Origin of the sequence: Paenibacillus ehimensis NBRC 15659, from assembly GCF_004000785.1 — a bacterium.
In the GTDB taxonomy this organism is placed as follows: Bacteria; Bacillota; Bacilli; order Paenibacillales; family NBRC-103111; genus Paenibacillus_G; species Paenibacillus_G ehimensis.
On sequence record NZ_BILX01000030.1, the window covers coordinates 66,591 to 81,842 of the forward strand.

The window sequence follows — 15,252 nt, forward strand, 5'->3', positions numbered from 1 at the left end:
ATGAAGATCCTTTTGAACGCCGTGCCCTTCGGGTACGGTCCGGTTTCCAAAATCTTGACCGTCGCCAAAAAATTAAAGGCCGGGGGCGCCGAGCTGACGTTTTGCGGCAGCGGCATCGCCTATGATTTTATGCGGCGCGAGCAAGTGTGCGACACCGTACACCTCAACTTGTACGAGGAGGATGGCGCCCGGCAGCTTGCCGGGCTGTCGGCTTCCTTCGATTATGCGCTGACGGCGATGGAGCCGTTGTTTATCAAGCCTCTCCCCGCCCGCGTCCGCCGGGGCTATATCGATTCCTTGTTCTGGATGTGGGATACGGGGCATTTCGGCGAGTTTCCCGAGCTGTTTCAAGCGGATCATTATTTTGTGCAAAACACGTTCGGCGCCGAGCGAAGGTCGCACGAGCTGCCGATCCGAAATCCTGTCGTCGTGGGCGGAATTATCGATATTCCGGCCCGGAAGCCCGAGGTCAAGCGAAGGGCGGTCGTCCATTTCGGAGGCATCGAAAATATTTTCAACGATTCCGGTCAAATCCGCTACCCGTACCGGATGATGGAGCTGCTGGAGCAAGCAAGCTGGGATACGTTCGACGAAGTGGTCGTCGTGTGCGGCGAACGGTTTGCCGGCGAGCTGCGGCAGCGCGGGTACCGTTTTGCGGACCGGATCGTATCTCTGCCGCATGACGAGTTCATGCGCCTGCTGTCGGATTCGGCCTTGCTGATTACGACGCCGGGCCTGACCACGCTGCTGGAGGCGTACGCCATGGGCATCGGGACCCTGTTCTTGCCTCCGCAAAATTACAGCCAGCATTTGATTCTGAACTATTTGTCCGGGCTGTCGTACCCGGTTGAATTGTTCAATTGGAGCTTGTTCGATTCAAGCTTCCACATCGGCCCGGATATGCCGGAGAAAGAAGCGGTCATGGCGGTTCAGTCCGGCATGGAGGCGTTCTTTGACGATCGCGTCCAGACGCAGATGTTCCTGCGGCTATTGGATTCGCAGATTTGCGATGCGGGCATTCACCGCCACATTGGGCAATTTCAGCGCGATTTCATCCGTCAGGCAGGGACCGACGGCGCCGACCGGATCGCTGCCACGGTGTTGGGGGTCAGGGATGAAGCTGCACATTATTGAACTGAAAAAAATGAGCGATTTTTTGAGGATACGCCCGGTTTGGGACCGCATGCTTGAACAGGCGGTAACGAGGAATGTGGCGCTGACGTACGAATGGGCCTATGCAAGCTGGAAAAGGTACGCCGGCTTTTTCGATGTCAGAGTCGCGACGCTATGGGAAGCCGACACGCTGGTGTCGGCGATTCCCTTTGTCGCGAAGCCCGCCCGTGGGGAAGGCTGCCGGGGGACGGCGGTCCAGGTGTTAACCGAAATCGTGCCGTACAGCACGGTAAGCGAGGACGCCCCGGTTCTGGAATGCTTCTTTGCTTATTTGCGCCGCAAATACGCCGATTTGCTGAAGGTTTCGTTTCAGGAGGTCGACGCCTCCTGCTATGGCTTTGCGGCGTTGACGGATTGGGCGCAGAGCGAGGGGATGCCGTTTTTTATCTATAAGAGCCACGAGTCCCCCTATGTCGAGATTCGAACCGACTTTTCAAGCTATTATCTGACGCGGAAAAAGAAAATTAAGAACGCCTTGCGAAACAAGCCGGATAAACTGCAGGCGCTCTCGCCGTTCCGCATTGTGTCGTACGCCAAGGAACCGGACATCAGGCGCGGGTTTCAGCAGCTGCTGGAAATCGATTGCGAAAGCTGGAAGTACGAGGAGAGAAGCGACATGGCCTCGCGGGAAGGCCAGCACATTTTCTACGAAACGTTGGCCGAAGAGGGCGCCAAACGCGGCATGGCGGAGCTGTGGCTGCTGGTCAACGAGCGGGAGCCGGTCGCTTTTGAATATAATTTATTATTCGAGGGCAAGGTGATGGCGATCAAATGGGGCTACAAGGCGAAGTACGCTCCGTTTTCGCCCGGCGTCATCTTGCGCTTGGAAACGACGAAGCAGTTTTTTGAACGAGGCTTCCGGATGATCGACCTGTGGGGGAGCAAGGATCAGTTCAAAACGATTTGGAGCGATGATCATTTCGACCGGTACGCCGTTCATCTTTATGCCAACTCGGCCCAAGGGTTGTCGCTCAAGAGGCAGGACGAGGCCGCCCGAAATTCGGCTGCCGCCCCTTCCGCGGTGGAGCTATGCTGAATCGCGAAGCCGTGTTGGAAATTATCGAGCATTACGGGAGGAATACGCCGTTATCCCGGGATTACATCGGCGAGCTGTGCCGGCTGTTTCAGCAATATTACGGCTTCCGCTACGTGCTCCCCGTCGATTCGGGAACGGCCGCATTGCATACGGCGCTGGCGGCCGCCGGAATCGGCTCCGGGGATACGGTGCTCCTTCCCGTGAACGTCTGCGCATCCGTGCCGATGGCCGTTCTGAGCGTCAGGGCGCTGCCCGTGCTGGTGGACACCGATGCTTCGCTCAATATGGATGCCGAGGCGCTGGAAAGCATGCTGGACGCCCATCCCCGTACCCGGGCGGTAATCGTCGTGCATCAGCACGGCATTCCGGCCAATATGGAGCGGCTGACCCGAATCGTCCGGGCTAAAAAAACGGACGTATGCGTCATCGAGGACTGCGCTCAGGCCCACAGCACGACGATTCGAGGCAAGCCGGTAGGACGGTATGGAGACATGGCCGTCTTCTCTTTCAATAAAGGAAAGATCCTTTCGGCGGGCAGCGGAGGGCTGCTCGCTACCGCGAATGAGGAATGGTACGAGCGGGCGTTCCGCTTCGCTCAGCTGGGCGCCCGCCAAACGCCGTATCACGAAACGTTCGGATACAATTATCAGATGTCCGAGCTGCAAGCCTGCATCATCGCCGGGCAGCTGCGGAACATCGCGGAGCTGTCGGGCTTGAGAAGGCGCAACGCCGGGCTGTATCGCGAGCAGCTGGATTCCGATGCCGTTCGTCCCGTGCTTCCCTTGGTCGAAGGGGAATCCTCGTGGCACCGGTTCGTCGTGCATTTGTCCGTCACGCCCGAGGCTTACCGGCAGCTGGCGGACGAATTAAGACGACAGGGGCTACCGTTCCAGGAAGCGCATCCTTGCCCGCTTTACCGGGCCAAATTTCTCCAGGATTATTACCGCGCCAACCGGCTCTCGCAGCTTGCGGACGAGTCGGGAAGCGCCTTTCCGAATTTCGCCGAGGTCGGGCGGAATCTGATGTTTTTGTATACCCATGCGCAAATGACAGAAGACTGCATCCGGCGCATCTGCGCTCTGCTCAACAAGTCGATTCGAGCGCATGAAGTTGCGGGGAGGGACTTTCGTTGCCGGGAAACAAATTAACGTTAATCGAAGAGCAGGTGCAAGAAACTTTTCCCTTAACGCCGATCCAAGAAGGGCTGTTGTTCAACCGGATCAAGCAATCCGAAACGGGGCGGCAAACGAATCAGATCACGGTCGGTCTGACCGGCGAACTGAACCGGGAGGCCTTCGCCCGCGCTTGGGAGACGGTTGCTCTTCGGAATGAGATGCTGAGGGCCGTGATGCGGTGGGAAGAGGAGGAGACGCCCGCGCTTCGGATCGTGAAGTCATGGAAGCCGCCCGTGAAGAATCACGATCTGTCCGGTTTGCCCGAAGAAGAACAAGACGGCGCTATCGGCCGCCTCCGGGCTGCCGACAGGAACGATGCGGATGTAAGCCGCTCGCTGTTCATCGTATCGCTCTGTACGCTGGGCCGGGGACAGTACCGAATGATTTTGACCTCTCACCGCATCGTATCTGACGAAGACAGCGACGGATTGATCTTGAACGAATTTTTTCAGGCATACGAGTCGGTCGTTCAGGGAGATGAAGCGGCGTTGGCGGCGAAGCCGTCGTACCGCCAATACGTTGCCTTTCTCCGGGCGCAGCGGACCAACCGAAGCAAGGAGTTTTGGAAAAGGGTTCTGGCCGGCTTTGAGCCACGGGATCATTTTCCTGTCGAGCGCAAAGGCGCGGCTGGGGCGGAATTGCAGGGAGCAGCCCCATGGAGTGACACGGCCTCATCGGACGGAACGGAACCATGGAAGCGCAGCTTCCGGCCCGTTCCCCCTTCGCTGCAGCAAGCGCTGACCCGTTTCACGGCGAAGCACGGTCTGGACCCCGCCGCCGTACTTTATGCGGCATGGGCGGTGCTGCTGCGGTTTTACAGCGATAGCGCCGACGTGATGTTCGGCGTACGCATGCCGGGGAGGCCGCATCCGTTCGAGGAGATCGTCGCCTGCGCGGCCAATACGCTGCCGCTTCGCGCGATGGTGGACGATGCGGAAACGGCTTTTGATTTGATGCAGGACATCGCGTTGAAAGTGCACGATTTATCCGGCCATGCCTTCGACTCGCCCGCCGACATCAAAGCCTGCTGTCCATCGCCTTCGGGCGAATCGATCATCGATTCGGTCTTTCGGATCGAAGCGCCGATGGGCGCGTTTCCGGCCGGAGGCACGATGTCGGTAACGGGATATGAGGCGGAGGAAGGCTATGAGCATCCCGTCAACGTGACGTACCGCAACGGCTCCGAGCCGGCGGTGAAGCTGACGTACGACGCCGCAAAGTTAAAGGCTTCGACCATGAACCGGGTGCTCGACCACTACCTTCGGATCTTGGAGGACATGATCGTCTGTGCGGACAAGCCGCTGTCGGAAGTGAACATGCTTTCGAACGGGGAAAGGAACGCGCTGCTCTGCGAATTCAATCGTACGGATGCGGCCGTTCACGGCGAATGGACGATTCCCGGGCGCTTTGAGCGGCAAGCCGCCTTGACGCCGCAGCGCACCGCCGTAATTTACCGGGATACCCGGATGACCTACCGCGAATTGAACGAAAGGTCGAACCGTCTGGCGCGGCGGTTAAGAAGGGAGCGTGTCGCTCCCAACACGGTTGTCGGCATTTATATGGAGCGCTCCATCGACATGATGGTGGCGATCATGGCCGTCCTGAAGGCGGGGGGCGCTTATTTGCCTTTGGACCCGGACTATCCCGAGGAACGGATCCGGTTCATTCTCGAAGACAGCGGCGCCCGCGTGCTGCTGGTTCAGTCCGGTTCGGACGGGCAGATTCCGTTTCCGGGGCTGACGCTGGCGGTGGACGATGCTTCCGTTGCGGCCGAAGACCCTTCCGATTTCATGCCCCTGCATACGGGCGAGGATATCGCCTACATTATCTATACCTCCGGCTCGACGGGCAAGCCGAAAGGGGTCATGATCCAGCACAAGGCGATTATGAACACGTTATGCTGGAACTTCGACTATTACCGCTATGATGGCTCGGAAGTCGTGCTGATCATGGATTCGTTCGCGTTCGACAACTCGGTGCAGGACACGTTCTCGCCGCTGCTGGCCGGCGCAAGCATCGTCATTCTGGAGCAGGCGAAGCGGCTGGACGCGGGCTATATCGGCGACGTGATCGAAAGCTGCCAGGTAACGCGGCTTTCTACGGTTCCGACGCTGTATTCGATCCTGCTGGAGCACGCCTTTCCGAAGATGGGCAGCCTGAAGCTCGTCATCGTGGCCGGGGAGAACGTGTCGCTAAAGTTGGTCGCCAACCATTTTGCCGTGCTGCCGCACTGCCGGTTGTTTAACGAGTACGGTCCGACGGAGAACAGTGTCAATACGACGGTGTACGAGCTGACCCCCGAATGCGACGAAATATTGATCGGCAGACCGATTTCCAATACGAAGTGCTATGTGGTCGGCAAGGATAACCGGCTCATGCCGATCGGCGTGCCGGGCGAATTGTGCATCGCCGGGCGCGGCTTGTCGCAAGGATACGTCAACCGGGCCGATTTGACCCGTGCGAAATTCGTGGACAATCCGTTCGAGCCGGGAACGAGCATGTACAAGACCGGGGACCTGGCCCGCTGGAACGAGGAAGGCAATCTGGAGTTTCTGGGCCGGGTGGACCGGCAAATCAAGCTCAAGGGCTATCGGATCGAGCTTGACGAGATCGAGCAGGCGCTTCTTCGCTACGGGCCCGTAAAACAAGCGGCGGTCGTCGATCTGACATCGCCTGACGGATTGAAGTACCTTTGCGCTTATTTTACGGCCGACGGCAAGGTGGACGCCGGGCACGTGAAAGCCTTTCTGGCGCTGGAGCTGCCGGCCTATATGATTCCGGCCCATCTGGTGCAGCTCGAGCGCATTCCGATGCTGACCAGCGGCAAAATCAACCGCAGCGCCTTGCCCGAGCCGGATACGCACCCGGCCGCAGGACAGGGCGGAAGCGGGCTCCCCCCGACCGCCATCGAACGCGACCTGCTGGTCCTGTGGGAGGAGACCGGCGGACGGCCCGGAACGGAAGCGCACGAGCCGGTGCTAAGCGGCGATGCCGATTCCATCATGCTGATGCGCTTTTACGCCAAAATCAATAAAAAATATCCGAACGCTTTGTCCATTACGGACTTGTTTAAGCATGTCAGCATTCATGATATATCGAAGCGGATCGAGACCCATTTCGTTGGACAGGGGGGAATTGCGGATGAGCAGCATCGATCAATTCATCGCGACGAATAAAGAAAAGTGGAACCGTTTATACAGCCGCCGGACGGACGACAGCGTGGCCAAAACGGAATCCGAGCTGCGCTCGGTGCCGGGCACGGAGGAAACGATCGCTCCGTTTCTTCGGGACTATTTCGCCAAGCTGCCGGAAGGTCTCGAGGTGCTGGAAATCGGTTGCGGCCCGGGGATCAATCTGGTGGAGCTGGCCAAGACGCACCGCTGCACCGGGCTGGATATTTCCAAGGTTGCGCTGGAAAGCGCCCGGCAGCTCGCCTCGGAACGGGGCGTCGAGGTTCGGCTCGTGGAAGGCGGGTTTTACCAGCTGCCTTTCGAGGCGGACCGCTTCGACTGCCTTGTCGCCAGCTTCTGTCTGCAGTTCAATACGTGGTCGTCTGCGCAGACGGTATGGAGCGAGATCGCCAGGGTGCTGCGCTCCGGCGGATACTTTGTTTTTAAGGTACGCTCGACGTCCCGGGACATTCCTTTGTCGGCCGAAAGGATCGAGGACCGGGGAATCACGTTTGTTTCTTATGAACATCACGAGCACGGGATGACCTATCATCATTTTTCGGAAAGCGAAATCGGGGAGCTCATGGAGCGCAACGGCCTGGAAAAGATCGATTTGTACGAGCACAAGGACGAGCGCGCCGACGAGGAGCAGGGCAAACGCGGCTGGTGGACGGGCCTGTACCGGAAAGCCTGACCCCGTGGCGGCAAAGCAAGAGGAGGCGAAACCAAAATGAATATCCGGACGCGCGTGAACGGCCATGACGTGGAAATCAGGGAAGCCGGCATGGCGGATAAAACGGTGATCCGTAATCTGATGCAGCTCTACCAATACGAATCGACGGATTATACCGGGGAGGACCCGGACGAGCACGGATTCTTCGATTATCCGTTTATGGATCATTACTGGACGGAGGAAGGCCGCAAGCAGGAAAAGCGGCTGCCGCTGCTGCTGACTGTGAACGGCAGCTTGGCGGGCTTTATCTTCATCAACAATTACACCGTTTATTTGAAGCCGGGGGACGATACTTACAGTATCGCGGAGTTTTTCGTACTGAAAAAATGGAGAAAGCAAGGGATCGGACGGGAGGCGGCTTGCCAAATTTTCCGTCAGTTCAAGGGAACGTGGGAAATCAGGCAGGAGGGTGACAACAAGCCGGCCCACGACTTTTGGCGCAATGCGATTCACGAGTTTACCCAAGGGAATTATGAGGAAGTGCGCGCTGCCGATTGGGACGGCCCGATTCAAATTTTTCAGGTGAACGAGCAGGTTCAGACGACGGATTAAAGGAGACGGGCCGCATGGGGACAAACCTGACAAAAGGCGTGGGTACGGACCAGCCCCGATCTCCAGCGAACCGCATGTACCGGGTCTACTTCTGGATCGTATCTTTTATGCTGCCTTACCGCGCCGCTTGCTCGCTATTGATTGCGGCCATCGCGGTCATTTCGGTATCCGAGCTGCTGGTCGCCAAGCTGATCCAGTATTTCATCGACGGTGTCGATGCCATGTCCGACCCGGTTTATTTTTACGGCTATTTAGGCGCGATCGCTCTGCTGGTAACGTTTCTGTTTGCCGGGAGGGTGCTTCAAAACGTGACGCAAAATTCGCTGCAGGAGCGGGCCGCCCGGGATATGCAGTATGCGGTGATCGACCATATGCGCAAGCTTGGCTTTGCGTATTTCGAGCATCATCCGGCAGGCGAAACGCTATCGCTGTTGAACACGGAAGTGGCGGCGGTGCAGAACATGTACCGGCAGGCGATTCCCTGGCTGCTGCACGAAATTATTTTTTCGGCCGTTTCGGTTGCCCTTATGCTGCATACGAGCTGGGAGCTTACGCTGCTCGCGATTCCTTGCCTGCTGCTGTATTACGTATTCGGCCCTTATCTGGAAACGAAAGCGTCCTTGGCCGGACAGCAAATGGCTGCCGACCGGATTCACTTGAACCAAACCGTTTACGACGCGCTTTCGGCCCTGCCGGAGCTGAGAGCGTCTTCCACCGTCCGCTGGGGACAGTCCCTCGTCCTCGACCGGTTGAACGGGTTCAGCCGCATCGCGCTGAAGCATCTCTGGTACGCGAATTTACGGGGGGCTAACCGCAAGATGACGTTATATGCGGGCGGCATCGCCATTTTTGCCTGCGGCTTCGTGCTGCATCGGTCCGGCAGCCTGACGGTCGGCGAGTTTACCGTGTTCATGATGTACTTTTTCTCCGGCATGCAGACGCTGACCGCGCTGATTTCGAACTTTACGGAGCAGCGCATCCTGGTACATCAAGCGGCCCGGCTGTACGCGTTTATGGAGCGGGAGCCCGCCGTCAAGGAAGACGCGCAGCCTGTTTTCCTTCCGGACGTGAAAGGCGAAATCCGGCTGGAGGACGTGGAGTTCGGGTACGACTCGGGAAGCGCGCTGCTTCAGGGACTGAACCTGACGATCAAGCCGGGGCAGCGGGTGGCTCTGGTCGGGGCGAGCGGCTGCGGCAAATCGACGATCCTGAAGCTGATCGGGAGATTTTACGATCCGCAGCGGGGAACGGTCACTCTGGACGGGGTTCCCCTCTCCCGGCTATCCTTTGCCCAACTGAGGCGGACGATGGGGTTCGTGTTCCAAGAGCCCTATTTGTTCGGGACAACGGTGAGGGAAAATATCCGCTTCGGCCGGCCGGAGGCAACGGACGGGGAAATGATCGACGCAGCCAAGGCCGCCAACGCCCATGAGTTTATTATGGAGCTCCCGCAGGGCTATGATACGGTCGTGGGCGAGCGGGCCGTCCTCTTGTCGGGCGGACAGAAGCAGCGCATCGCGCTTGCCCGGCTGTTTCTGAAAAATCCGGCGGTCCTGATCCTGGATGAAGCGACCTCCGCGCTCGATACGATCAACGATATCAAGGTGCAGCAAGCCATAAGCAAGCTGATGAAGGGCAGAACGATCATTACGGTGGCCCACAAATTGTCGACGATCAAGGAGTATGACGTCATCTGCGTGATCCAAAACGGAGCGGTGGCGGAGGCGGGCAGCTTCGAGCAATTGCTGCGGCTGGGCGGGATCTTTTACCGGATGGCTGCCGGCGGAACTTGGAATGCGGCGGAGGATGTTCATGGCCAATTTGAAATGGATACTGGGACATATCGCTCTTAGAAAATGGAAAATCATAGGCTGCATTCTCCTCATGATGGCGGAGGGGGCGGCGCTCCTTGCGACGGTCGCCATGCAGAAGGTTATGATCGACGACGTGTTTCTTGGGCAAAAGTATCATCTGTTCGGATCGCTGATCGCAGCGGTCATTGGGGCGTATGCCGTCTATTCGCTGTTGTTTACGCTTGTGCCTTATCTCGTGCACAGGAACATCACCGCCATACGCTCCGGCATGTACCGCGAATTTTTGGGGTTTATGGAACGAATTCCGATGCTGCGGTGGCAGAAGGAAAGGACGGCCGATTACGTCTACCGGTTAACGACGGATATTTTTCAGGCCGCCCACACGGCGGGGAGCGATATCCCGAAGCTGATCCAGCAGCTGACCACCGTCGTGATTCTTGCCGTCATCATCGGCTTGGCCAGTCCGTTCCTGCTGCTTGCGATCGGCGGACTGAGCTGTCTTTATTTGGCGCTCGGACGGCGGTTTGCCCGTTTGCGCAAGCGGGCTGCCGACGAAGTCAACGCCGGGAAAGCCGAGCTGCTGGTGCATATCGAAGAATCCGTATCCTCGACCCGGGAAGTTATTGCGAACGACCGGCAATCGTGGGAACACGACCGGTTCAACGACCGGTTTAACCGCTATTTCTCCAGCGTCCTGCGGCAAACCAAGCTGCTGAATCGACAGCTTCTCTCCTGCGATCCGGTCAAATGGGCAGCCAATTTGCTGGTGCTCGGGTACGGGGGCATGCTGGTCCTGCAGGGAAAGCTTTCGCTCGGCATGTTTGTCGTGACCTATCAGTATGCCCGTCACTTTATGGATACCGTGCAGCAAATGTACGATTTGTCCATGAATGTGTCCGGGTATTTGTCGTCGGTGGACCGGATCCGTCACGTCACGGAGGCGGAAGGGGAGGCGGACGGAACGCTGCCGTTTCAAGACGAAGTCCGCCGCATCGGTTTCCATCACGTTTCGTTCGATTACGGAGACGCGGGCAAACGGATTTTGCACCAGATCAGCCTGGAGCTGCCGGCAGGCCGGAAAATTGCCTTTGTCGGGGAAAGCGGCAGCGGCAAATCGACGATCGCCAAATTGTTAATCCGCTTCTACGATCCGTGCGAAGGAGCGGTGACCGTCAACGGCCGGCAGCTTGCGGCGGTCTCCAGAAAGGATTGGCTGGATAAAGTCGGGATCGTCTTTCAGGAGCCTTATTTTTTTCCGGGCAGCATCCGGCACAATTTGCAATTAGGGATGGAGCATGTATCGGAAAGCCAACTGGTGCGCGCTTGTCAAGTCGCCTGCATTCACGAATTTGTGACCAGCCTGCCGAACGGCTACGACACGACGATCGGAGAAAGAGGGATCAGCCTGTCGGGCGGCCAGCGTCAGCGCTTGGCTCTGGCCCGCATTTTACTCAAAGAGCCGGAAATTTTAATTCTCGACGAAGCGACCTCCGCCTTGGATGTGGAGACGGAATACGAGGTGCAGCAAAATTTAGATGAGGCAAGGCGGGGCAAGACGACGATCGTGATCGCCCACCGGCTGTCGACTGTCAAAAATGCGGACGTTATCTTCGTGCTGGACAAAGGGCATATTGCCGGACAAGGGAAGCACGAGGAATTGCTGCGGTGTCACGAGGGTTACCAAAGGCTGGTTGCCGCTCAGCACCGTGCGTCGGCAAGGCTTTCCATCTAGCTGCCGCATAAGGGGAGGGATACACGAACGATGGATTTACAGGACCGTTTGACTGCCGCCCGGCATCGCATTCAAGAAGCCTGCCGGCGCTCCGGAAGAAATCCGGAGGAATTGCGGATCATTGCCATTACGAAATATACGACGCTGGAAGTGACGGAGCAGATTTTGCAGCTTGGCGTCTCCGATATCGGCGAAAGCCGCTGGCAGGACGCCCGGACGAAATGGCAGACCCTTGGCGCGCTGGGAACGTGGCATTTTATCGGACATTTGCAAACGAATAAGGTGAAGGATGTCGTCGGCAAATTCGATTATATCCATTCCTTGGATCGTTTGTCGTTGGCGGAAGAAATCGAGAAAAAAGCGGCGGCTCTCCAAACCGCCGTCAACTGCTTTATTCAAGTCAACGTTTCCGGGGAGCAGACCAAGCAGGGGGTGTCGCCGGAAGGCTTGTTTACGTTTGCGGAGCAAATTGCCGGCATGGAGCATCTTCGGATCGCCGGCCTGATGACGATGGCCCCGCACGAAGCGGACCCGGAAGCGACACGCCCTGTCTTCAAAAGGCTGAGGGAACTGCGCGGCGAGCTGAATGCGCGAAGCGTTCTGAAGTACGAGGTGACCGGTCTTTCGATGGGGATGTCCAACGATTTCGAAGTGGCGGTTGAAGAAGGGGCGACCTGGCTTCGATTAGGCTCGGTGCTTTTCGGAAGCTGAGTGGGTGGAAAATAATGGACAATGGACACCCCATGATGGGGATTATCAGGCGGAGCGGCTAACGCCGTTCTGCGCCGATTCGACGGCGAATCATGAGAATGCGGCACAAGGGACGAACGTCCGGTGCCGCATTCGGCATGGGTGCAGAAGCTCGTCGTCGGATTTCCTCGGCCGTTTTTGCTTTCTCAAGTAGGAGAGAGTTGACCTTTTCTTTTGTTGTAAGTATAATAATTACAACGAAAGGGTGGAACCATGAGAATAAGCAGCCGCTTTACGATTGCCGTCCATATGCTGTCCCTGATCCATGTCCGCACAGACCAGCTTACTTCCGAGCAGATCGCCGACAGCGTGAATACGAATCCCGTGTTTATCCGTCAAATCAGCAGATTATTGAAAAAATCCGGGTTGATTGACGTGAAGCGGGGATCGGGTGGAGCTTACTTGCTGAAAGAGGCCGGAGCGATTTCTTTGTACGATGTGTATAAAGCCGTCGAGGTCGTTGAGGAAGGCGAGCTTTTCCATACTCACGAGAATCCGAACCCGGATTGCTGGGTCGGAGCGAACATTAACCAAGTTCTTGAGATCATTCTATTTAAAGCTCAAACGGCTATGGAGAGCATACTGAAGGAAGTTTCTATAGAAGAATTAACCGGGCTCCTGGTGCAAAAAAAGAATGCTATTCATGCTTCTCAGGAAGCATAATTTTTTTGGTTTAGTTGTAAGTGAATCACTTACAACTAATGATGAGCTGCAGGAGGAGGTTCGCGAGCGGCGCTTCTTGTCTTTTTGTTGTAAGTATTTCATTTACAACGTGGTCTCCAGAAAGGATAACGCTGTCTGGAGGCTGCATTCCTTGTTCCGCTTTTGGAAAGGAGGTGAGGAAAATGAAGTGAATCAGCGGAAAACGATAGTTTCTTAACGGTTGCCATTTTCAAACAAATTCATATTACATACGAGGAGGAGTAAGTCGCATGACCGAAATAAAAGAGCTGCAGTGGGAGCAAAACGTCAATTCCTATGTTCAATTGATACCGAATATCGAGTTTTCCAATGTCGAAGGCAGGTCGTTGACCTTGAATTTGCTGGTGTACCGGGACCCTATGGACGCGTTGTTTCACCGGGAAGGGAACCAAGAGACGTATCCCTTGATCATTTATTTGCAGGGCTGCGGATGGGGATGGTCCGAGCAGGATACGTTCGCTTTTGTGCCGCAGCTGGCCGAATTTGCGAAGCAGGGATATGTCGTTGCAAGCGTGCAGTACAGAGGGAGCGGGGAAGCGGTCTTCCCGGCGCAAATTCAGGATGTGAAAACCGCGGTGCGGTTCCTGAAAGCCAATGCCTCCCAATACAACATCGATCCGCGGCGGGTAGGCGTGTGGGGCGATTCGTCGGGAGCGCATCTGGCTCTTTTGCTGGGGCTGGCCGAAGGGGTGGAAGAGTTTGAAGGAGACAGGGAATATCCCCGCGAATCCAGCAGCGTTCAGGCGGTTGTGGATTGGTTCGGCCCTACGAATTTGCTTTCAATGAGCCGGTATCCGTCCGTCTTCGATCACGATTCTCCCCACTCGCCCGAATCGAAGCTGGTTGGCGGGGCGATTCAGGAGAACAAAGAGAAATCGAGAAAAGCAAGCCCTATCGAATATGTGCGCGCCGATGCGCCGCCGATCTTAATCATGCACGGAGACCAGGACGACGTCGTTCCCTATGAGCAAAGCGTCGAGCTGTTTCAGGCGCTGAAGCAAGCAGGCCATGACACGACCCTGTATAAAGTAAAAGGGGTCGGGCATATCGCTTTTACCCAACCTCATACGCTGGACGTGGTGAAATCCTTCTTTCATACCCATTTGAAAACGGACCCGGTTTAATGGCGCGGTGCGGACAAAGGGCTCTCTCGGACGGGAGAGGCCCTTTGCTTTTTTTTCTACAGCGGAATAACCATGCAACGAAGGTATTTAACCCGTGCTCGTCGAAGTAATGGAGTACCATTTCTTTTGATGAACAGGGGTTTCCTTATGCGTCCAAAAAATCGAATCGTTCCTGAAAAAACCATATACTTTCGTCCTGAAATATCGAACTGTCCACATTGTGAGTCAAAACTTGTTCGAGCGCATGCGGCGTGGAAAAAGAAGATTTCAACTTTACAAGGAGTCATCTATGCCTGGAGCATGGCTTACCGTTGTCCAAATCAGCATTGTTCTCATTCCGGCGCGCTTTACAGGTCTGCAGAAGCAGAAAAACTGTGTATGAAATTTACGACCTACGGATTCGATGTTCTTTGTCTTGTAGGTGAATTGCGGTTCAAACACCATATGACCCGCCGAGAAATTGCAGACGAATTGAACAATCGCGGCGTAAAAACTACCGACCGCAACGCGCAAATGCTTTACGAGCGCTATCTCGCTCTTCTTGGTGCGAGTATCGATCAACATGTCAGCGCGGTTTTGAAAGACGTTTCCGAGCAAAACGGAGGTCTTCTTCTTTCCATGGACGGTGTACAACCGGAAAAAGGGAACGAGACGCTGTACGTTATACGCGAACTATTCAGCGGGACCGTTCTGGCCGCGAAGAACTTGAAAAGCGGATCGTCCGAAGAACTCCAAAACCTTATCCGCCCTATTGTAGAGCTCGGCTATCCCATCGTTGGAATTGTTAGCGATGGCCAGCATTCGATTCGTCTTGCCTTTGAAAAGTTGTTACCGGAGGTCCCCTACCAATACTGCCAGTATCATTACCTCAAAGACATCGCCAAACCGGTTGTGGACTTGGACCGGAAGCTCAAAACTGGGTTGAAGAAAAGCCTCCGCGGCATTCGGGAGATCGAGCGTAAGGTGGAAGCTAACCCTTCGGAAGAGAATGAAGTAGCCAAGGGCTACATCGCGGCAGTTAGATCTTTATTATTAGAAGATGGTAACCCGCCGCTTGACTTGCCCGGAATGCGTATTTACCAGAATGCGAAAGCCATTCAGGCATCACTCGAACAATGCCTGAGTAAAAAAGGGGCCTTCAATTCTCAGAATGATCGTCAGAATATTTAGCAAATTAGAATCATTTGAATCCCACTATCAAGAAGTATGCCGATGGATGGAGCCTATTCGTCGAATCGTCACAGCCCTTGAGCCTTCCGTGCATAGAACCAGCCACTCAGTCCGTGAGGAA

At 56.1% G+C, this 15,252-nt stretch carries 13 protein-coding genes; all 13 read left to right on the top strand.

Annotated elements, in window-relative coordinates; translation table 11 throughout:
- A complete protein-coding gene (locus PEH01S_RS34660) occupies window positions 1-1,134 on the top strand; it encodes a hypothetical protein (RefSeq protein WP_164827922.1) in 1,134 nt (377 codons plus the stop codon).
- Window positions 1,115-2,209, top strand: coding sequence for a GNAT family N-acetyltransferase (locus tag PEH01S_RS18245; protein WP_164827924.1), 1,095 nt, complete (start codon window positions 1,115-1,117; stop codon window positions 2,207-2,209). The genes PEH01S_RS34660 and PEH01S_RS18245 overlap by 20 nt, the downstream gene beginning before the upstream one ends.
- On the top strand, window positions 2,203-3,357 hold the full coding sequence (locus PEH01S_RS18250) for a DegT/DnrJ/EryC1/StrS family aminotransferase (RefSeq protein WP_025848396.1): 1,155 nt from the start codon (window positions 2,203-2,205) through the stop codon (window positions 3,355-3,357). The genes PEH01S_RS18245 and PEH01S_RS18250 overlap by 7 nt, the downstream gene beginning before the upstream one ends.
- Complete coding sequence (locus tag PEH01S_RS18255) at window positions 3,339-6,560, top strand: non-ribosomal peptide synthetase (protein ID WP_127487245.1); 3,222 nt, start codon at window positions 3,339-3,341, stop codon at window positions 6,558-6,560. The genes PEH01S_RS18250 and PEH01S_RS18255 overlap by 19 nt, the downstream gene beginning before the upstream one ends.
- Complete coding sequence (locus tag PEH01S_RS18260; protein ID WP_164827925.1) at window positions 6,526-7,248, top strand: class I SAM-dependent methyltransferase; 723 nt, start codon at window positions 6,526-6,528, stop codon at window positions 7,246-7,248. Before PEH01S_RS18255 ends, PEH01S_RS18260 begins: the two co-directional genes overlap by 35 nt.
- 36 nt (window positions 7,249-7,284) lie before the next feature.
- Window positions 7,285-7,839, top strand: a complete 555-nt coding sequence (locus tag PEH01S_RS18265; protein ID WP_246062975.1) for a GNAT family N-acetyltransferase — start codon at window positions 7,285-7,287, stop codon at window positions 7,837-7,839.
- Between the two features lie 14 nt (window positions 7,840-7,853).
- Window positions 7,854-9,692, top strand: a complete 1,839-nt coding sequence (locus PEH01S_RS18270; RefSeq protein WP_127487249.1) for an ABC transporter ATP-binding protein — start codon at window positions 7,854-7,856, stop codon at window positions 9,690-9,692.
- A complete protein-coding gene (locus PEH01S_RS18275) occupies window positions 9,652-11,385 on the top strand; it encodes an ABC transporter ATP-binding protein (RefSeq protein ID WP_025848390.1) in 1,734 nt (577 codons plus the stop codon). The genes PEH01S_RS18270 and PEH01S_RS18275 overlap by 41 nt, the downstream gene beginning before the upstream one ends.
- A gap of 30 nt (window positions 11,386-11,415) precedes the next feature.
- Entirely contained in the window at window positions 11,416-12,096 is a 681-nt protein-coding gene (locus tag PEH01S_RS18280) for a YggS family pyridoxal phosphate-dependent enzyme (RefSeq protein ID WP_025848387.1), read from the top strand.
- A gap of 4 nt (window positions 12,097-12,100) precedes the next feature.
- Window positions 12,101-12,289, top strand: a complete 189-nt coding sequence (locus tag PEH01S_RS18285; protein ID WP_127487252.1) for a hypothetical protein — start codon at window positions 12,101-12,103, stop codon at window positions 12,287-12,289.
- A gap of 59 nt (window positions 12,290-12,348) precedes the next feature.
- Window positions 12,349-12,798: an Rrf2 family transcriptional regulator gene (locus tag PEH01S_RS18290; RefSeq protein WP_025848384.1), complete on the top strand. Its 450-nt coding sequence runs from the start codon at window positions 12,349-12,351 to the stop codon at window positions 12,796-12,798.
- Window positions 12,799-13,067: 269 nt separating this feature from the next.
- Window positions 13,068-13,961, top strand: coding sequence for an alpha/beta hydrolase (locus PEH01S_RS18295; RefSeq protein ID WP_127487254.1), 894 nt, complete (start codon window positions 13,068-13,070; stop codon window positions 13,959-13,961).
- 147 nt (window positions 13,962-14,108) lie between these two features.
- Window positions 14,109-15,131, top strand: a complete 1,023-nt coding sequence (locus tag PEH01S_RS18300; RefSeq protein WP_246062976.1) for a transposase — start codon at window positions 14,109-14,111, stop codon at window positions 15,129-15,131.
- Window positions 15,132-15,252 lie beyond the last annotated feature (121 nt).

Bases quoted from the DNA above. Each gene is read 5' to 3' on its own strand.
- PEH01S_RS34660 (WP_164827922.1), top strand. From the start codon at position 1: ATGAAGATCCTTTTGAACGCCGTGCCCTTCGGGTACGGTCCGGTTTCC.
- PEH01S_RS18245 (WP_164827924.1), top strand. From the start codon at position 1,115: ATGAAGCTGCACATTATTGAACTGAAAAAAATGAGCGATTTTTTGAGG.
- PEH01S_RS18250 (WP_025848396.1), top strand. From the start codon at position 2,203: ATGCTGAATCGCGAAGCCGTGTTGGAAATTATCGAGCATTACGGGAGG.
- PEH01S_RS18260 (WP_164827925.1), top strand. From the start codon at position 6,526: ATGAGCAGCATCGATCAATTCATCGCGACGAATAAAGAAAAGTGGAAC.
- PEH01S_RS18265 (WP_246062975.1), top strand. From the start codon at position 7,285: ATGAATATCCGGACGCGCGTGAACGGCCATGACGTGGAAATCAGGGAA.
- PEH01S_RS18270 (WP_127487249.1), top strand. From the start codon at position 7,854: ATGGGGACAAACCTGACAAAAGGCGTGGGTACGGACCAGCCCCGATCT.
- PEH01S_RS18275 (WP_025848390.1), top strand. From the start codon at position 9,652: ATGGCCAATTTGAAATGGATACTGGGACATATCGCTCTTAGAAAATGG.
- PEH01S_RS18280 (WP_025848387.1), top strand. From the start codon at position 11,416: ATGGATTTACAGGACCGTTTGACTGCCGCCCGGCATCGCATTCAAGAA.
- PEH01S_RS18290 (WP_025848384.1), top strand. From the start codon at position 12,349: ATGAGAATAAGCAGCCGCTTTACGATTGCCGTCCATATGCTGTCCCTG.
- PEH01S_RS18295 (WP_127487254.1), top strand. From the start codon at position 13,068: ATGACCGAAATAAAAGAGCTGCAGTGGGAGCAAAACGTCAATTCCTAT.
- PEH01S_RS18300 (WP_246062976.1), top strand. From the start codon at position 14,109: ATGCGTCCAAAAAATCGAATCGTTCCTGAAAAAACCATATACTTTCGT.